Here is an 18,106-nt window from a genome sequence, read left to right on the forward strand (position 1 = left end):
GCTTGCCGCCGACGGATTCAGATTTCAGGTCAAATCGACCTGAAATCTGAATCCGCCTCCGAATTAGAGTGATAGAGCATGATGTCGCCCGAAAACCGCCTCACACTTTTCGGCATCACGCTCTAGGAATTTCAGGTCGCCGAAAGTGATTCGCTTCGAAAATGTCGGCCTCCGCTATGGCATGGGTCCGGAAATCCTCCGCGACATTTCCCTGCACATACCGGAGCGCTCGTTCCAGTTCCTGAGCGGGCCTTCGGGCGCCGGCAAGACGACGTTGCTGCGGCTTCTCTTCATGTCGCTGAAGCCGACGCGTGGGCTGATCACCATCTTCGGCAAGGACCGCTCGCGCATTTCGCGCGCCGAACTGCCGCATCTCAGGCGCCGCATCGGCGTGGTGTTCCAGGATTTCCGCCTGCTCGACCACATGACCACCTATGAGAATGTCGCGTTGCCCTTGCGCGTGCGCGGGCGCGAGGAAGCGAGCTACCGCACCGACGTCACCGAGCTGTTGAAATGGGTCGGGCTCGGCGAACGCATGCATGTGCTGCCGCCGGTCCTGTCGGGCGGCGAGAAGCAGCGGGCCGCGATCGCGCGCGCCCTGATCGAGCAGCCGGAGATCCTGCTGGCCGACGAGCCGACCGGCAATGTCGATCCGCCGCTGGCGCGACGCCTGCTCAGGCTCTTCATCGAACTCAACCGCCTGGGCACCGCCGTGGTGATCGCGACCCACGATCTCGGCCTGATGGAGCAGGTCGATGCGCGCCGCATGATCCTGGCCGGCGGGAGGCTTGATATCTATGACTGAGCTTTCCGCCGAACACCTCGACGCACAGGCCGACGAAGCGGCCGCGCCAAGGCCGCGCGTCCAGCGCAAGATGGCGCCCATCGTGCCGGCGCAGAACATCGCCGGCCGCGCCCTGGTGCTGGTCATCGCCATCATGACCTTCCTGTCCTGCCTGACCTTCGGCGCGGTTACCCTGGTGCGCGACACCGCCTCGGTCTGGGAAAACCAGATCTCGCGCGAGGCGACGATTCAGATCAAGCCGGTCGACGGCCTCGACATGGAGGCAGCCCTTGCCCAGGCCTCGCAGATCGCCGGCGAATTCCCCGGCGTGAAGGCGACCAGGATCATCGACCGCGACGCCACCGCCAGATTGCTGGAGCCGTGGCTGGGTTCGGGCCTCAACATCGACGAACTGCCGGTGCCGCGGCTGATCATCGTCACCATCGACGAGAGCAACCCGCCCGATTTCGCCGCCATGCGCGCCGCGATCACGCCGAAGCTGCCGAGCGCATCGCTTGACGATCACCGCACCTGGGTGGACCGGCTGGTGGCCATGGCCCGCACCACGGTGACCATCGGTATCGCGGTGCTGGCGCTGATGCTCTCGGCGACGGTGCTGACCGTGGTGTTCGCCACGCGCGGCGCCATGGCCGGCAACGGCCACATAATCGAGGTGCTGCATTTCGTCGGCGCCGAAGCGCGTTTCATCGCCCGCGAGTTCCGTCGCCATTTCCTGATCACCGGCATGAAGGGCGCGGCCGCCGGCGGAGCCGCCGCGGTCGCCGTCTTCATCGTCTTTTCCTGGTGGTCCTCGCGCAACATGGCGACCCCGCAGGCCGACCAGGCGACCGCGCTATTCGGCAATTTCGCCATCGGCTCGGCCGGCTATCTCGGTGTCGTGCTGATGGTGCTGGTCATCGGCGCGCTGACGGCTGCAACCTCGCACGCCACCGTCGTCGCCTATCTCAGCGACATCGACGTCCGCCAGCCTGAAGCATGACGACGTCGAATGACCAGGATCGATCACGCATGAAGAACCGCCGTAACGCAAATTGCGATTTTTACCTACCAAAGGCCGCATTTCGGGATTAACCATGCCATGATGGAGGTGCGGGACTCGACCAGTACCGTTGGACCGATGCCGGCGTTGGCGGCGCGTCCGCATGGACGCGGCCGGGTTTCGGCCGTGCTGCGCGTTTCTTCTTTCGCCCTGCTTGCCCTGGTCGCCCTGTTTGCCGGCGGCTTCGGCTGGTTCGCCAACACCGTCAGCCATCTGACCACCCCTGCCAACCCGGCCAAGGCCGACGCGATCATCGTGTTGACCGGCGGCCAATCGCGCCTCGATGCGGCGATGGAACTGCTGGCGTCCGGCAAGGGCGCGCGGCTTTTGATCAGCGGTGTGCATCCCTCCGCCAGCCGGCGTCAGCTTCAGGCCGCGACCGGCGGTGACATCAGGCTGTTTTCCTGCTGCGTCGACATCGACCGCGCCGCGCTCGACACGATCGGCAATGCCGAGGAAAGCGCCAAATGGGTCGAGAGCCATGCCTATGGCACGGTGATCCTCGTCACCAACAATTACCACATGCCGCGCAGCCTGCTGGAAATGGGCCGGCTGCTGCACAAGGCCAAGCTCGAACCCTATCCGGTGGTCAACAGCAATCTCGACAATGGCGGCTGGCTGACCAAGCCGCGGGCATTGCGCGTGCTGTTCACCGAATACAATAAATATCTGCTGGCATTGGCGCGCGGCATCGTTCCGGTGAAGCCGACGCCGGACGGCATCGCGTTGGCCGAGATCGCCGCCGGCAGCTGAACCTGCTCGTCATTTGGTGATGACGGATCCCGGCGCCTGCCGCAGGCGAGCGACTTCCTGTTCGAGCCGTTCGATCCGCCTGTCGCGTTCGGCCAGCGCCGCCGCCACGTCAGCGGCCTCGAAGCGCTGCGGAATGTGCTGCGGACAATTCGCATCCCAGGTCGCCACGGTGAACAGAATGACCTGTTCGGGCCGTGCCGCATAATCGCGCGGCATCAGCCTCGCCATCAGCTCGGCGTCGCCTTCCACCACGCGCGCGCTGCCCCAGATCTTGACGCGCCGGCGATGGGCATAGTCGATGAGGAACAGGAAGGCCTGCGGATTGTCGGCGAGATTGCCCTGGGTGATGAACTGTCTGTTGCCGGCGAAATCGGCGAAGCCGATCGTCTTTTCATCGAGCACCTTGAGGAAGCCGGCTGGCCCGCCGCGATGCTGGATATAGGGCTGGCCAACACCATTGGCCGTCGACAGGAAGACGCTGGTCTGCATCTCGATGAAGGCCGCAAGGTCCGATGTAATCACCGACTGCCAGCCACCGCGTTCCTCGGCCCGGGAATAGGCCTGGCGAGAGCCCTTGCGGGCCTGGATCGCCTTGACGGTCGGCGTGAAAGCGACGTCGCTGGTAAAAGCATGCGCGTCCATCGGTAGCCTTTCTTACCCGGAGAGGTTAAAGCCCGAGTTCAGACAGCGACGGATGGTCGTCCGGCCGTCGGCCGAGCGGCCAGTGATATTTACGGTCGGCAGCGCCGATCGGCAGGTCGTTGATGCTGGCGATGCGCAGCCGCATCAGCCCATATTCGTCGAATTCCCAGTTCTCATTGCCATAGCTGCGGAACCACGAGCCGCTGTCGTCATGCCACTCATAGGCGAAACGCACCGCGATACGGTTGCCATGGAAAGCCCAGACCTCCTTGATCAGCCGGTAGTCGAGTTCCCGGCTCCATTTGCGCGTCAGGAAAGCCTGGATGGCATCGCGGCCTTGCAGGAACTCGGCGCGATTGCGCCAGCGGCTGTCTACCGTATAGGCAAGCGCGACACGGGCTGGATCGCGCGAGTTCCAGGCATCCTCGGCCATGCGCGCCTTCTGCGCGGCGGTTTCCGCGGTGAATGGCGGCAGCGGCGGACGCTCTTGCGACATGACAATTCCTTTCTTGACCCGGGTCGTCTGCGTCACGGCCAATATGGAGGCTTCCATCAGACAGATGTAGATGCCATATTTGTAATCTATCCTTCCAATTTCCGGAAGAATCGATGGACCGGCTCGAAGCCATGTCGCTTTTTGTCGCCGCGGCGGAGGCCGGCAGCCTGTCTGCCGCCGCGCGCCGTTTTCGCATTCCGCTGGCGACGGTCAGCCGCAAGGTTTCCGACCTGGAACGGCATCTCAAGACCCGCCTTCTGAACCGCTCGACGCGCCGGCTGACGCTGACCGATGCGGGCCAGGCCTATCTTGCCGCCTGCCGCCGCATCTTGGGCGAGGTCGGCGAGGCCGAGCGCATGGCGGCCGGCGAATACAGCGCCCCGACGGGCGAACTGGCCATCACCGCGCCGGTCGTCTTCGGCCGCCTGCATGTGCTGCCGGTCGTGACCGGCTTCCTCGCCGCCTATCCCGACGTAGACATCCGCCTGACGCTGGCCGACCGCATAACCCGGTTGGTCGAGGACCATTTCGACCTCGCCATCCGCATCGGCCGGCTTCCCGACTCCAGTTTTGTCGCCATGCGGATCGGTACGATCCGCCGTGTCGTTTGCGCGAGCCCCGGCTATCTGGCCGAACGCGGCGCCCCGACGGCGCTTGCGGACCTCGGGTCCCACAGCTGCATTACCTTCGAAGGGCCGGGCGCGCTCTCGACATGGAGCTTCACCGTCGGGAAGGCCGAGATGCCGATTCGGGTCCGCTCGCGGCTTCAGGTCAACACCGCCGAAGCTGCGATCGATGCCGCGCTCGCCGGCGTCGGGCTGACGAGGGTGCTGTCCTACCAGGTCGACGCGGCGGTGCGGTCAGGCGCGCTGCGCGTGCTGCTGCGGGAGTTCGAACCGGAACCCTGGCCGGTAAGCCTGGTGCACGCAGGCCACGGCTTGCTGCCGGTCAAGCTGCGCGCATTTCTTGACTTCGCCGCCCCGCGCCTGAAAGAAAGGCTGGCGCGGCTGATGTAGCGCGGCTGGGCCGTGGGCGAAGCCGAAATGTCTTTCGGCGCCGTTCGGGGGCATCTTCGGCCATTTCCTTTTTGCGCCCGCTTGGTGTAACCAACGCACACCTCCTTACCGGGCCTCCCCCAATGCTCCAAGTCCGATCGCTGGCGTTCAACTTCGTCTTCTACGTCAATCTGATCGTCCAGATGATCCTCTGGACTCCCTATTATTTCCTGTCGCCGCGCCATCGCGCCTGGTTCGTGCCGAAGTTCTGGTCGCGCACCTCGATGTGGCTCTACGACAAGATCGCCGGGACCAAGAGCGACATCACCGGGGTGGAAAATCTGCCCGAAGGTTCCTTCATCCTGGCGCCCAAGCACCAGTCCTTCTGGGACGCGATCGCCTTCTTCCCCTATCTCCAGGATCCACTCTACATTCTGAAGCGCGAGCTGACCTGGATTCCGTTCTTCGGCTGGTACATCCTGAAAATGCGCATGATCCCGGTCGACCGCGGCAGCCGCTCCAAGGCGCTGAAGGCGGTGGTTGCGGCGACCAAGGAAGAAATCGCGCGCAACCCGCGGCAGCTCATCATCTATCCCGAAGGCACCCGCCGCGCGCCCGGCGACGAACCCGCCTACAAATACGGCATCGTCGAAATCTATGCGCAGCTCGGCATTCCCGTGGTGCCGGTCGCCCATGTTGCCGGCCTCTATTGGCCGCGCCGCAAGTTCCTGCGCTATCCCGGCACCATCAAGGCGCGCTTCCTGCCGCCGATCCCGCCGGGCCTGGACAAGGAGGAATTCATGCGGCGGCTGATCGGCGAAACCGAAACCGCCTGCGACCAGTTCCTCATCGACGCGTCCCGTGCACCCAATCCGCCCGCCTTGCCGCCGACGGCGGTCAAGCGGCTGCGGGAACTCGGCGCCAAAGCCTGAAGTGCGGCCTTCGGCGCGCCGATGGCGGCTCGCGCAACGTTCAAGCGAACACAGCCAGTGCGGTCGTCAGCACCAGCGTCGCGGCAAAGACCAGATTGATGATGCGCGAAGCCACCGGCCTGCGAAGAAAGCGCGCGAAAGCAGCGCCCGCAAGCAGCCACACGGCATGGATGGCGACGATCATGAATGCGAGAGCGGTCAGCTTCGGCCCGGTGCCGATGGCGCCGGCGCCCGAATCCGCGGACGCGCCGGCGAACACCGCGGCGATGGCCACATAAGCCTTCGGGTTGGCCACCGCCAGCAGGAACCCGCCGGTGAATGTCGGTCGCGCGGCCTCGCCGGCATCCGCCGCCAGGGGCGGCGCGCTGGCAATCTTGAACGCGAGATAGAGGATATAGGCAGCCGACGCCGCGACAAGCAGCGGCGCGAGCCGCGGCATCGCGACAAGCATGGCGCTCACCCCGCTTGTCACGAGCAGAAGCACGGCGATCGTGCCCAGGATGACTCCCAAGGCGTAGCTCAGGGAACGGCGCAGGCCGAACGCCGCGCCGACGGCGGTGACGCTTATCGTCGCCGGTCCCGGGCTGCCCATGACGGCCGTGGCGGCAAGCATCAGCGCAACGAGCTGACGCCACAGATCCGGCTGCGAAAAAAAGCGGGCCTGCCATCCGCGCCTCCTGTCTTGCCAAGCGTCAATGACGGTATGGCAAGGTCGGGGCGACCGTCTTGGACGATCGTGCGCGCTGCTGACGGCTCAGCCGCTCGCCTTGTCGAGCTCGGCCATGTCGTCGGCGCTCAGCTCCAGCGACACCGCCTTGATCAGGCTGTCCATCTGTTCAGGCTTGGTGGCGCTGGCGATAGGCGCGGTGACGCCGGGCCGGGCAATGACCCAGGCAAGCGCCACTTCCGCCTGTTTGGCCGAATGCCTGGCGGACACCGCGTCGAGTGCCGCGAGGATGCGCATACCGCGCGCATTGAGGTAATCTTTCACGCCGCCGCCGCGCGGGCTTTGACCGAGATCGGCCTCGCTGCGGTATTTGCCGCTCAAGAAACCCTTGGCCAGGCTGAAATAGGTGATCACGCCGATGTCCTCCGCCATGCAGAGATCGCGCAGCGGGCCATCGAACGACGAGCGGTCGTAGAGATTGTATTCCGGCTGCAGCACTTCATAGCGCGGCAGGCTGCGCAGGCTTGCCACGTCGAGCGCGGCGCGCAACTGGCCGGCGTCGAGATTCGAGCAGCCGGCATAACGGATCTTGCCCTTGGCGAGGAGCTTTTCATAGGCGCCGAGGGTTTCCTCATAGGGCGTGGTTGGATCCGGCCAGTGCGACAGATAAAGATCGATGAACTCGGTCTGAAGCCGCTTCAGCGATGCATCGACGGCCTTTTCGATGTAAGCGGCGGACAGGTCCTTGTGGCCCTGCCCCATGTCTGAGCCCACTTTGGTGATCACCACGACCTTGTCGCGGTTGCCGCGGTCCTTCATCCATTTGCCGATGATGGTTTCCGATTCACCGCCCTCGTGGCCGGGCACCCAGCGCGAATAGGCGTCCGCTGTGTCGACCGCGTTCAGGCCGGCGCCGACGAAGCGGTCGAGCAGGTCGAACGACGTCTTCTCGTCGGCGGTCCAGCCGAAGACATTGCCGCCCAGAACCAGCGGCGCGATGGAAAGGTCGGTGCGACCGAGACGGCGTTTCTGCAAGGCTGATCTCCGTGTTGGTGGGATTGGGCGGCTATCGCCCGTTGAGAGTCGGAGCCTAACCTAGGTCTCGCCGCATCGAGGTCAAAGACCTCGCCGGATTTTTCCGCAAGCCAGCGCTTCACAAAGGCGCGATCCGCCTGGCCACGTCTTCCAACCAGTGATCGCGGATGCCGAGCGCCCGGAGATGGTCCAGCGTGCTCGACACATAGTCCTCATTGTTGCCGGATTGGCCGACAGCGCCGCGCACCACATCAGCGGCGTGGGCCGCATCGAGCGCACCGGCATACTGCTCATGATTGCGGTCGACGATATAGGCCACGGCCTCGACCGTGCCGCCGCCGTCAAGGCGGACATTGAGCATGCGCTCGAGATAGACATTGGTGACCAGCTCGCGCTCACGCAGATAGGCGATGACCTCGTCCCGCAACTCGCCCGGCACCCGGAAAGCCAGCCCGACGCAGGAACCCCCGCGGTCAAGGCCGAGCACCAGCCCCGGACGTTCCCGCGTGCCGCGATGCACGAAGGAATAGACGCACAGCGCGCGACGATAGCCATGCAGGCGCGCCCGCCTTGTCTCGATATGCGCGAACCCCGGCCGCCATATCAACGAACCATAGCCAAACACCCAAAAATCGCCCATATCGCCGTGCCTGATTGCGTAAGAATGGCAACACCACACCGGAATCGGTGTTTTTTCCGTCCATCTCTGTCTACCTATTGTCGTTGCCAGAATCGACAGCCCGCCCACAGCCCCCATGCGTGAACGAGAACCGCAGCATGACGTCCACTGACGAACGCCAGCCGAAGCATCGCCGCCGCCTGTTCTGGCTTGCAGCGTTTGTCATCGCGCTGTTCGCCATGTACAGCGGCGGCTGGTTCTATCTCGCCGACAGGGTCCGGAGCGAAGCCGACAAGGCGATCGCCACGCTCAACAAGAGTGGCATCGAGGCCGGCTGCGCCAATCTCCAGGTCAGCGGTTATCCCCTGAGCTTCGCCGTCTCCTGCGACAATCTTGCTTATGAGGACGACGCCAAGAACCTTGCCGCCTCTGCCGGCTCCTTCAACGCCGTCGCCCAGATCATCCAGCCGCTGTCGCCGGTCGCGGACCTGCGCGGTCCGCTCAGGACCTCGGTTCCGGGCATGGTGCCGCTGTGGATCGACTGGGATGATCTTAAGGCCAACGTCAAGCTCTCATGGCCGCTGCCGCGACGCATTTCGCTCACGGCCGAGGGCCTGTCCGGCCAGACCGATCCGGCCGACGACACCGATCCGGTGCAACTGTTCAGCGCCGGCAAGGCGGCGGGCCAGCTGCAGCCGAACGGCAGGGATATCGACTATATCGGCAGCTTCGGCGATCTGGAGATCGACCCCGATGCGATCGGGGGCCGCGTCCTGCCGCCGCTCGACGCCAGTGGCGAGGCGACGCTGAAGAACGGCCTGGCCCTGATCGGCACGCAACTGAAAAGCCTGCGCGGCCAGGCCGTCGAGATCCGCAGGCTCGATTTGTCGTCGGGCACGGCGCACGTCACCGTTTCCGGGCCGCTGGCGGTCGACGCCGAGGGCCTGGTCGATGCCGATCTGATGATCAGACTGAAAGACCCGAAAGCCGTGGCCGCCATTCTCGGGGCCGCCATACCCGAACAGAAGAACCAGATCGAACAAGGCTTTGCCGCCCTGGCGCTGCTCGGCAACGAACCGTCGATGCCGCTCAACGTGGTCAAGGGCAAGGCCTCGCTCGGCTTTATCCCGCTGGGCAAGATCAAGCCGGTCGACTAAGCATCCCCAATGGACAGACCGGCAAAACTCCTGAGCGTCGGCGCGCTGACGCTCGACACCATTCTTCGCGTCGAAGCGCTTCCCATCCATCAGGGCAAGTTCATGGCCGCCGATGGCGTCCAGATCGCTTCCGGCATGGCCACGAGTGCCGCCTGCGCCGCACGCCGGCTGGGCGCCGAAGTGTGGCTTTGGGCGAGCGCCGGCGATGATCAGGTCGGCGACCAGCTGATATCGGGCATCGAGGCGGAGGGCGTTGATTGCAGCCTCGTCCGTCGCGTCGCCGGAGCGTCCTCGGCGCTGGCCGCCATCCTCGTCGACGGCCATGGCGAGCGCATCATCGTGCCTTTCTACGATCAGCGTGCCCAGGCCGATCCCGACGGCTTGCCGGTCGCCGATCTCACCGCTTTCGATGCCGTGCTGGCCGATGTGCGCTGGCCGGGTGCGGCAGCGCTGGCGCTCAGCGCCGCGCGCGCTGCCGGCCGCCCTGGGATCCTCGATGCCGACACCACGCCATTGGCAGTGCTGGAGCGGCTGTTGCCGCTCGCCTCGCACATCGTCGCCTCCGAACCGGCGGCGCGCATCGTCTGCGGCCAGGCGCTGGACCCGCAGGCCGCATGCGCCGACCTTGCCTCGTGCACCGACGCTTTCGTCGCGGTAACCGCCGGCGGCGCCGGAACCTGGTGGTACGACAGGCAGGCCGGTTGCGTACGTCACGTCGCTGCGCCAAAGGTCAAGGTGGTGGATACGCTGGCAGCCGGCGACGTCTTTCATGGCGCATTCGCAGCTGGATTGGCGCAAGCCATGCCGATCGAGCAGGCGCTGCGCTTTGCCAGCGCGGCCGCGGCGCTCAAATGTCAGCGCTTCGGCGGCAGGCTGGGCGCGCCGGGCCGGGCCGAGACACTGGCGATGATGGCGGCGACCTGGCCTGAAGGAGCCTAGTTTTTCGCCGGATGCTCGACCGCCTGGCGGCCGAAATCCGGCACGTCGATGTCCTGGCCGGCCTCGATGATCGAGCGGCGCACGGCGCGGGTGCGGGTGAACAGGTCGAACAGCTTGTCGCCGTCGCCCCAGCGGATCGCCCGCTGCAGAAAAGCCAGGTCCTCCGAGAACCGCGCCAGCATTTCCAGGATCGCGTCCTTGTTGTGCAGGCACACATCCCGCCACATGGTCGGATCGGAGGCGGCGAGACGCGTGAAGTCGCGGAAACCGGAAGCGGAATATTTGATGACTTCCGTCTTGGTCACCGATTCCAGGTCATCGGCGGTGCCGACGATGTTGTAGGCGATGATGTGCGGCAAATGCGAGACGATGGCCAGCGTCATGTCGTGATGCTGTGGATCCATCGTGTCGATGTTGGCGCCACAACGGCGCCAGAATTCGGAAAGCCTTTCCAGCGCGTCCGGATCCGTGCCCGGCAGCGGGGTGAAAATGCACCAGCGGTTGTCGAAGAGGTCGGCGAAACCGGCATCGGGGCCTGATTTCTCCGTGCCGGCCAGCGGATGGCCGGGAATGAAATGCACCCCACCGGGTATATGCGGCTGCATCTGCGCGATCACGGAAGCCTTGGTCGAGCCGACATCGGTGACGATGGCGCCCCTCTTCAGCGCCGGCGCGATCTCTTGCGCCACCGCGCCGGACGAGCCGACCGGCACCGAGACGATGACCAGGTCGGCATCGCGGACCGCTTCCTTGGCATCTATGGTGTAGGAGGAGCCCAGCCCAAGCTCTTGCGCCCGCGCCAGCGTCGCGGCGCTGCGCGTCGAGATGGCGACATGGCCGGCCAGGCCCTCGCGGCGGATGACGCGGGCCAGCGACGAGCCGATCAGGCCGATGCCGACCAGCGCGATCTTTTCGAACATCGGTGATGCCATGGCGTTCTAGCTTTTCAGGAATGTCGTGAGTGCCGCGACAACGCCGCGATTGGCCTCCTCGGTGCCGACCGTCATGCGCAGTGCGTTGGGAAAGCCATAGCCCGAAACACGCCGCAGTATGTAGCCGCGCTGGGTGAGATAATCGTCCGCCGCCGCGGCCGAATGCTTGCCGTCGTCGGGAAAATGAATGAGGAGGAAATTGCCGACGCTCGGCGTCACCCGCAACCCGAGCCCGGTCATCTGTTCGCTCAGCCAGGCCAGCCAGGTCTCGTTATGCGCGACGCTACGCTCGATATGGGCGCGGTCGCGGACGGCGGCGATGCCGGCCTCGATCGCGGTCGCATTGACGTTGAAGGGACCGCGTATGCGGTTGATCGCGTCGACGATGTGCATCGGCCCATACATCCATCCGATCCGCGCCCCGCCAAGTCCGATCTTGGAGAAGGTGCGGGTCATGACCACGTTCTGAGAGCTGCCCGCGAGCTCGATGCCGGCCTCATAGTCGTTGCGCCTGACATATTCGGCATAGGCGGCATCGAGCACCAGAAGCACGTTCTTCGGCAGGCCGGCATGCAGGCGGCGCACCTCCTGGAACGGCACGTAAGTGCCGGTTGGATTGTTGGGATTGGCGAGGAACACGATCTTCGTACGTGGCGTGACAGCCGCCAGGATCGCATCGATGTCGGCGCGCTCCTGGGTCTCCTTGACCGCGACAGGCGTCGCACCCGCCGACTGGATGTAGATCTTGTAGACCATGAAGGCGTGTTCGGTGAATATGGCCTCGTCGCCGGGCGCGAGATAAGTCTGCGCCAGCAGGCCGAGGATCTCGTCGGAGCCGTTGGAACAGATGATGTTCTGTGCGTTCAGACCATGCACCTCGGCGATTGCTTCGCGCAGGCGCCGGGCGGTGCCGTCGGGATAGACGTCGAGCTTGGCGGCGACTTCGCGCGCGGCCTCGATTGCCTTCGGCGAGGGGCCGAGCGGGTTCTCGTTCGACGACAGCTTGTGGACCTTGTCCACACCGGCGGGGGCCGAGCTCTTGCCCGGCACATAGGCCTGGATGTCCATGATGCCCGCGCGCGGGGTTGGACGTGCCTTGTCCGAGGTCTGGCTCATATCGCAAAATCCGTCGAGAACGCCTCCATCCTGGAAGCCGCTGCGGAAATACAAGCCATGGCCGGCAATGTCGAGAGGTGGCAGTGGTGCCAGCAGGCGGCATTGACGGCGAGGCAGGTGAGTTCTAGAAGGGCAGCGACAGTTCCGTGGTGATTTGGCCGGTCGGCTTGCAGCCACGTTAAACAATTCGCTAAAGGGCCGTTTGCGCGACGTAACCGGCTTTGCGAAGGCATTGCCGGTTTTTTATTGTCCGCGCCCGGCCGGACGAACGCATCGGCCGCGCTGACATCGGTAGCGATTTCCGTAAAAGGCAAGGGTGCAGCAAGAGAGACGAGATGGCCGCTCAGCGCGCTGGCAGAACCAACAACGAGGCAGACCAACCGTCGAGTCCGGTCGTGCGCTTCGGCGCCGACAAGCCGCTCAAGCTCGACGCCGGCACGCTGCTGTCGCCGTTCCAGATCGCCTACCAGACCTACGGCACGCTGAATGACGCCCGTTCCAACGCCATTCTCGTCTGCCACGCATTGACCGGCGACCAGCATGTGGCCAGCACCAATCCAGTGACCGGCAAGCCGGGTTGGTGGGAAGTGCTGATCGGCCCCGGCAAGATCATCGACACCAACCGTTTCTTCGTCATCTGCTCAAACGTCATCGGCGGCTGCCTCGGTTCCACCGGCCCGGCATCCACCAATCCCGCCACCGGCAAGCCTTATGGGCTCGACCTTCCGGTCATCACCATCCGCGACATGGTGCGTGCCCAGCAGATGCTGATCGATCATTTCGGCATCGAAAAACTGTTTTGCGTGCTCGGCGGGTCGATGGGCGGCATGCAGGTGCTGCAATGGGCGTCGAGCTATCCGGAGCGTGTTTTCTCGGCGCTGCCGATCGCCACCGGCGCGCGGCATTCCTCGCAGAACATCGCTTTCCACGAGGTCGGCCGGCAGGCCGTGATGGCCGACCCCGAGTGGCATGGCGGCAAGTATTTCGACCACGGCAAACGCCCGGAAAAGGGGCTCGCCGTGGCGCGCATGGCCGCCCACATCACCTACCTGTCGGAAGCAGCCTTGCACCGGAAGTTCGGCCGCAACCTGCAGGACCGCGAAGCGCTGACCTTCGGCTTCGACGCCGATTTCCAGATCGAGAGCTATCTGCGTCACCAGGGCATGACTTTCGTCGACCGCTTCGACGCCAATTCCTATCTCTATATGACGCGGTCCATGGACTATTTCGACCTCGCCGCCGACCACGGCGGCAGGCTGGCCGATGCTTTTGCCGGCACCAAGACCCGCTTCTGCCTGGTGTCGTTCACCTCGGATTGGCTGTTCCCGACCGAGGAGAGCCGCTCGATCGTCCATGCGCTGAATGCCGCCGGCGCGTCGGTGTCCTTCGTCGAGATCGAGACCGATCGCGGGCACGACGCCTTCCTGCTCGACGAGCCGGAACTGTTCGCCGCCATCAATGGCTTCATCGGCTCGGCCGCGCGAGCGAGAGGGCTCGGCGCATGACCCCGCAAAATTGCAGACCTGTCCATCAAGGGTCACGCACCACGACAAGGGGCAAGCCATGAGCGTCAACCGCGCCCAGCGCGTCGATCTCGAGGTGATCGCCGGTCTGATCCCGCCGCAATCGCGGGTGCTGGACGTCGGCTCCGGCGACGGCTCGCTGCTCGAGCTTTTGCAGGAAACCAAGCAGATCGACGGCCGCGGACTGGAGCTGTCGCAGCGCGGTGTCAACGAATGCGTGGCGCGCGGCCTTTCCGTCGTTCAGGGCGACGCCGACAAGGATCTCGAATTCTATCCCGACAAGGGTTTTGATTTCGTCGTCCTGTCGCAGACCTTGCAGGCGACCCGCAACCCGAAGCTCGTTCTCGACGAACTGCTCAGGATCGGCGAACACGCCATCGTTTCCTTCCCCAATTTCGGCCACTGGCGGGTGCGCCTGTCGCTGTTCGTCAAGGGCCGCATGCCGGTGACCAAGGACCTGCCCTATTCCTGGTACGACACGCCGAACATCCACTTCTGCACCATCCGCGACTTCGTCAATCTGTGCGAGGAGCTTGGCGCGACCGTGGAAAGGGCGACCGCGCTCGACGCCAACGGCCAGAAGATCGGCCTGTCGATGCCATGGTGGTTCTGGAACTTCTTCGGCCAGCAGGCAGTGTTCTTGTTGAAGCGATAAGGGCCATCCCGGAGGTGGCTATGACACCCCCTTTTCGGGCGAAGTCGAGCTGCAGGCTGGTCTCTGCGACGAAGGTCATCAGCAGGTTGGGACGCATAGCCCGGCGAAGGCTCACCGATCGAGCTCCGGGAAATACGGATCCGACAAGAACCGTCTGTCGCGTTCGCCTTGCAGGCAGTCGATCGGAGCCTCGGCTTCGGCGGGAATGATCCTGGTCTCGTTCTGAACGCCGCTCACTTCGAGGATCAACTTGCGCCGGATCGCCGTCGAGAATTCGGCGGCTGTATAAATCGGCAGCACGAAGGAGCCCGGCCCGCCGGTTACGCACTGGGCGTAATACCGGTCGAGATGGCTGAAGGTGGGCGATGGATTGATCAGGATCGGCAGGCCGTTGATGACGATGCCTCTGGCGTTTGCCGCATCCCGCGTGGCGGTGACGGGCAGCCCGATATTGTTTGGTCCGTCACCGGAAATATCGATGACGCTGCGTTCGCTTTCGAAAGTAGTGCGGTCGAAAAGCCCTGCGCCGAAGGCGAGCGCGCCGGAGATCGACGTGCCGCGGAAGCTGCGGAACGGGCGGGCTGCAATCTTGTCGGCAAAAGCGTTGGCGCTCTCAGCGCCGTCGATGACCTGCCAGCCGATGAGCGCGTCGTCGCGCACAGTGCCGGCCCATTCGAAATAGGTGAGCGCGATGCGACCGGCGTTCCCGGCGCGGACCGCCTTGATGAAGTCGGGATGACGCAGCGCCTCCACATAGCCGGCGCGCTGCAGGGCGAACTCCTTCTCGTCCATCGACAATGAGATATCGACCGCCAGCACCAGTTGGACATCAACGGCCAGACTATCCGGCGCAGGCGCAGTCACGGCGGCCTCGGTGCAGGCCAGGCAGGCAAGCAGGCTGAGAGCATCAAGCATGGCCGGCTCAAGCTATGTTTCCGGTGCGATCTTCCCTCGCGATCACGGCGAAATAAAGCTGCCGCGTGACGTGGCGCGGGCTGGTCCGAATAGATGCCGGAAGTGCTATTTCTTGCGGCGAGGAGCGGCCGGCGGCGGCTCGATCGCGCCTGCCCTTATGCGCGCGGGCTTCAGAGCCGGCACGCCGGACGCCTTCACGATGGTCAGTGCGCGCGGGAAGAATTGATTGTTGTGCTGGCCGCGGCCTATATTGAGGATCGTCGCCCCGCCCAGCCGCTTCTCCAGCATCGACAACACCCGCCGCAGTGTCGGTCCGTCGAAGGCATCGAGAGCCTCATCGATGATCACCCATTTTGGTTGGCGCAGCACGAGGCGGGCAAAGGCCAGCAGGCGCAGTTCGTCGTCGGCCAGTTCATGCTCCCAGCGCGCGCTGCGGCCGAGCGACGACGACAGGTGTTCCAGGCCGATCTCGGCCAGCACGGCTGAGATATCGGCATCGCTTGCCGGCGCAACCCCGTCCACGCGGTCGAGCACTTCGCGCAGCGTGGCGGTTGGGAAGTAAGGCGTGCGCGGCACGAAGATGGGCGTCTCTCCCGCCGGCATGCCGATGCGCCCGCTCCCCCACGGCCACAGGCCGGCAATGGCGCGAAAGAACAGCGTCTTGCCCGCGCCAGGCTCGCCGGTGAGCATGACGCGTTCGCCGGCGTGGATCTCGACATGCTGGTCGGCGAGCCTCGTGCAGCCCTCCGGCGAGGCCACTTCGAGTTTCTCGAAGGTCAGCTTGCCGTTTGCATTCTCGCCGAATTCGATGCGCCTTTCCTGGCCGTGCAGCACATCGGTCTCATCCAGCGCAATGCGGAAATCGGCGACGCGCATCAGCGTCGCGCGCCAATCGGCGATGCTGCCGATATTGTTGATGAACCAACGCAATGAAGAATGGACCTGATTGAAGGCGCCGACCGCCATCATCAGTCCGCCGAAGCTGATATCGCCCGCGAAATAGACCGGCGAAGCGACCAGGATGGGAGCCACCACGGTGATCCAGCCATAGGTGTCCGTCACCCAGGCGAGATTGATCTGGGCGTTATAGATGCGTCGCATGGCGCCGAGCACGGTGCCCAGGTCGGTTTCCAGCCGCCGCCTGGCATCGGGCTCGCTTCGGGCGAGCGCGATGGCATCGATGTTCTCGTTGACGCGCACCATCGAGGAACGCAGCTCCGCCTCGCGTGTGTAGCGGTCGCTGTTGAGGTGGATCAGTGGCCGTCCGACCAGCCAGCTCAGCCAGGAAGCCGTTCCGGCATAGAGGATGGCCGCCCACACCATGTAGCCCGGTATGGCGAGCGATGTCCCGCCGACATGGAAGACGAAGCCCGAGGACAGCTCCCACAACACGCCGACGAAGGAGGCGAGCAGGATTAGGGATTGCAGCAGGCCAACGCCAAGATCCGTCGACAGGTCGGAAAGATGGCTCGCGTCCTGCTGCATGCGCTGGTCGGGATTGACCCCGATGGCGCCTGCATGCGCCAGGCGAAAAGCGCGCGCCGGCCGCATCCATCCATCGATCAGATCGAGCGTCAGCGCCTCGCGCAGCTTCAGCCGGATCGTCTGATTGAGCCAGGTCTGGCCGACATTGAGCACAAGAAGCCCACCGGCAATCGCGGCAAAAATGGCGAGCTGGTGCAGGAAGGCCTGCATGTCGCGGCGTGCAAGCGCATCGTAGAAAGGCTGGTTCCAGCGGTTGAGCAGAACCTGGCCGATCGAGGTCGCGACAATGACGGCAACCATTCCGATGGAGGCCCAGCGTAGCCCTTTGCGGACCGGCGACCCGGCAAGCGCCAGCTTGATGGTTGCCACCTGATCACGCAGGCTCGAAGCTTCGACCGCAGCGATAGGCCGGGCAGAGGCATCATTGTCCGGATAATCGGCCATGAGCTGAAGTCCTTGCGTTCAAAAGCGGTGCTGAAAACCGGATGAAGTGTAGTGACGCCACTGGTCACTCAGCCAGGCTGCGAGCCCGTCAGCGACAGATAGGTCGCGAAATGCCGTCCGGCGCAAGTTTCTGGCATGATCACGAAGGTGTCATTCGCGGACCCGGCGATGTCGTGGCCCCGGTCTCTATTCGCCGGCCGAGCCGCGTTGCTGCATGCGGCGAAAGCACCGGCACGAAAACCCGTCGGGAAGCGCGCTGGGCGGCCGGCACGCCCTGATAGAGCCGCTTCTGCGCCTCGACCACGATGACGCCGGAAAAGATCGGCCACAGCCGCCGGCCGGCGCGCTCCACCATATTGTGGAAGCGCATCATGAAACGCCGCCGCGATGGCGGAAAGAACAGGGCGTCGGACCAGGCGGCGGGCGTGAAATTCGCCTCGCGCAGCAACTCGGTGAGCTGACCGCGCGAGAACGGCCTGCCATTGCCAAACGGCGTGTGCTCGAACCGCGCCCAGACGCCGCGCCGGTTGGGCACGACGATGACCACCCGGCCGGCCGGCGACAGCACGCGCCAGATCTCGTTCAGCGTTTCGCGCGGGTTTTCGACATGCTCGAGCGAATGCACGAGCAGCATGCGGTCGATGCAGGAATCGACCAGCGGCAGTTCCTCGTCGAAAACCAGAGCCGTCGCCGTCGGTCCCGCCGCCGGCCAGACCACGGCGCCCTGCGTCGCCGGCATGAAGGCGAACACCCGCTCGGCGTCGCTGCCGAACCGTTCCAGCCAAGGCAAGGTGTAGCCGAGCCCGACAAGCCGCTCATTGGGCACGGTGGCCCATATCGATGACAAGGCCATGGTGATCGAATGCTCGGCGAAGCGACCGAGCGCTGTCGAATAGAAGGAGCGGAGATCGACGATGTCGGAATGCATGTCAGGGATGTAGCCGCGATATCGGCGGG

At 64.7% G+C, this 18,106-nt stretch carries 19 protein-coding genes and 1 riboswitch; of the genes, 9 read left to right on the forward strand and 10 right to left on the reverse strand.

Annotation, left to right across the window (positions count from 1 at the left end):
• Positions 1–145: 145 nt before the first annotated feature.
• The 3 genes from ftsE to ACIU1A_RS24530 all read left to right on the forward strand — a co-directional run bounded on the left by ftsE (position 146) and on the right by ACIU1A_RS24530 (position 2,597).
• Entirely contained in the window at positions 146–805 is a 660-nt protein-coding gene (gene ftsE, locus ACIU1A_RS24520; RefSeq protein ID WP_027023302.1) for a cell division ATP-binding protein FtsE, read from the forward strand.
• Positions 798–1,784 (forward strand): ABC transporter permease, encoded by a 987-nt coding sequence (locus tag ACIU1A_RS24525; protein WP_140500789.1) that lies wholly within the window; start codon positions 798–800, stop codon positions 1,782–1,784. The genes ftsE and ACIU1A_RS24525 overlap by 8 nt, the downstream gene beginning before the upstream one ends.
• Positions 1,785–1,883: 99 nt before the next feature.
• Positions 1,884–2,597, forward strand: coding sequence for a YdcF family protein (locus tag ACIU1A_RS24530; RefSeq protein ID WP_140500788.1), 714 nt, complete (start codon positions 1,884–1,886; stop codon positions 2,595–2,597).
• A gap of 9 nt (positions 2,598–2,606) precedes the next feature.
• Here ACIU1A_RS24530 and ACIU1A_RS24535 read toward each other — a convergent pair whose 3' ends face one another.
• Together ACIU1A_RS24535 and ACIU1A_RS24540 are read right to left on the reverse strand one after the other, a co-directional pair.
• Complete coding sequence (locus ACIU1A_RS24535) at positions 2,607–3,239, reverse strand: pyridoxamine 5'-phosphate oxidase family protein (protein ID WP_404925479.1); 633 nt, start codon at positions 3,237–3,239, stop codon at positions 2,607–2,609.
• Between the two features lie 25 nt (positions 3,240–3,264).
• On the reverse strand, positions 3,265–3,735 hold the full coding sequence (locus ACIU1A_RS24540) for a DUF1348 family protein (protein ID WP_140565877.1): 471 nt from the start codon (positions 3,733–3,735) through the stop codon (positions 3,265–3,267).
• 113 nt (positions 3,736–3,848) lie between these two features.
• On the opposite strand from ACIU1A_RS24540, the gene ACIU1A_RS24545 reads away from it, so the two are divergent.
• Positions 3,849–4,751 carry a LysR family transcriptional regulator gene (locus ACIU1A_RS24545; RefSeq protein WP_404925480.1) on the forward strand — a complete coding sequence of 301 codons (903 nt, stop codon included), beginning with the start codon at positions 3,849–3,851 and terminating at the stop codon, positions 4,749–4,751.
• A 122-nt stretch (positions 4,752–4,873) separates the two neighbouring features.
• The gene (locus tag ACIU1A_RS24550) at positions 4,874–5,662 is read left to right on the forward strand and encodes a 1-acyl-sn-glycerol-3-phosphate acyltransferase (RefSeq protein ID WP_140633304.1); all 789 of its coding nucleotides are present in this window, start codon (positions 4,874–4,876) and stop codon (positions 5,660–5,662) included.
• Between the two features lie 40 nt (positions 5,663–5,702).
• Here ACIU1A_RS24550 and ACIU1A_RS24555 read toward each other — a convergent pair whose 3' ends face one another.
• The 3 genes from ACIU1A_RS24555 to ACIU1A_RS24565 form a co-directional block, all read right to left on the reverse strand.
• Entirely contained in the window at positions 5,703–6,275 is a 573-nt protein-coding gene (locus tag ACIU1A_RS24555; protein WP_404925481.1) for a LysE family translocator, read from the reverse strand.
• A gap of 141 nt (positions 6,276–6,416) precedes the next feature.
• Positions 6,417–7,364 (reverse strand): aldo/keto reductase, encoded by a 948-nt coding sequence (locus ACIU1A_RS24560; RefSeq protein WP_140558105.1) that lies wholly within the window; start codon positions 7,362–7,364, stop codon positions 6,417–6,419.
• Between the two features lie 118 nt (positions 7,365–7,482).
• Positions 7,483–8,004, reverse strand: a complete 522-nt coding sequence (locus ACIU1A_RS24565; protein ID WP_404925482.1) for a gamma-glutamylcyclotransferase — start codon at positions 8,002–8,004, stop codon at positions 7,483–7,485.
• A 137-nt stretch (positions 8,005–8,141) separates the two neighbouring features.
• Here ACIU1A_RS24565 and ACIU1A_RS24570 point away from each other — a divergent pair, with 137 nt between their 5' ends.
• Positions 8,142–9,140 (forward strand): DUF2125 domain-containing protein, encoded by a 999-nt coding sequence (locus ACIU1A_RS24570; protein ID WP_404925483.1) that lies wholly within the window; start codon positions 8,142–8,144, stop codon positions 9,138–9,140.
• A gap of 9 nt (positions 9,141–9,149) precedes the next feature.
• Positions 9,150–10,079: a sugar kinase gene (locus ACIU1A_RS24575; protein ID WP_404925484.1), complete on the forward strand. Its 930-nt coding sequence runs from the start codon at positions 9,150–9,152 to the stop codon at positions 10,077–10,079.
• On the opposite strand, the gene ACIU1A_RS24580 is transcribed toward ACIU1A_RS24575, so the two are convergent.
• Positions 10,076–11,011, reverse strand: coding sequence for a prephenate/arogenate dehydrogenase family protein (locus tag ACIU1A_RS24580; RefSeq protein ID WP_404925485.1), 936 nt, complete (start codon positions 11,009–11,011; stop codon positions 10,076–10,078). The genes ACIU1A_RS24575 and ACIU1A_RS24580 overlap by 4 nt on opposite strands.
• A 6-nt stretch (positions 11,012–11,017) precedes the next feature.
• A complete protein-coding gene (gene hisC / locus ACIU1A_RS24585; RefSeq protein WP_404925486.1) occupies positions 11,018–12,127 on the reverse strand; it encodes a histidinol-phosphate transaminase in 1,110 nt (369 codons plus the stop codon).
• A 136-nt stretch (positions 12,128–12,263) separates the two neighbouring features.
• Positions 12,264–12,341: riboswitch (SAM riboswitch) on the forward strand.
• A 121-nt stretch (positions 12,342–12,462) separates the two neighbouring features.
• Here hisC and ACIU1A_RS24590 point away from each other — a divergent pair.
• On the forward strand, positions 12,463–13,632 hold the full coding sequence (locus ACIU1A_RS24590) for a homoserine O-acetyltransferase (protein WP_140513895.1): 1,170 nt from the start codon (positions 12,463–12,465) through the stop codon (positions 13,630–13,632).
• A gap of 58 nt (positions 13,633–13,690) precedes the next feature.
• Positions 13,691–14,305, forward strand: coding sequence for a methionine biosynthesis protein MetW (gene metW, locus ACIU1A_RS24595; RefSeq protein WP_140500775.1), 615 nt, complete (start codon positions 13,691–13,693; stop codon positions 14,303–14,305).
• 111 nt (positions 14,306–14,416) lie between these two features.
• On the opposite strand, the gene ACIU1A_RS24600 is transcribed toward metW, so the two are convergent.
• From ACIU1A_RS24600 to ACIU1A_RS24610, 3 genes are all read right to left on the reverse strand, one after another.
• Positions 14,417–15,220, reverse strand: coding sequence for a DUF1194 domain-containing protein (locus ACIU1A_RS24600; protein WP_140513896.1), 804 nt, complete (start codon positions 15,218–15,220; stop codon positions 14,417–14,419).
• Positions 15,221–15,325: 105 nt separating this feature from the next.
• The gene (locus ACIU1A_RS24605; protein ID WP_404925487.1) at positions 15,326–17,149 is read right to left on the reverse strand and encodes an ABC transporter ATP-binding protein/permease; all 1,824 of its coding nucleotides are present in this window, start codon (positions 17,147–17,149) and stop codon (positions 15,326–15,328) included.
• Between the two features lie 139 nt (positions 17,150–17,288).
• The gene (locus ACIU1A_RS24610) at positions 17,289–18,077 is read right to left on the reverse strand and encodes a class I SAM-dependent methyltransferase (RefSeq protein ID WP_140565863.1); all 789 of its coding nucleotides are present in this window, start codon (positions 18,075–18,077) and stop codon (positions 17,289–17,291) included.
• Positions 18,078–18,106: the final 29 nt, after the last annotated feature.

The organism is Mesorhizobium maamorense (genome assembly GCF_044998965.1).
Classification (GTDB): domain Bacteria; phylum Pseudomonadota; class Alphaproteobacteria; order Rhizobiales; family Rhizobiaceae; genus Mesorhizobium.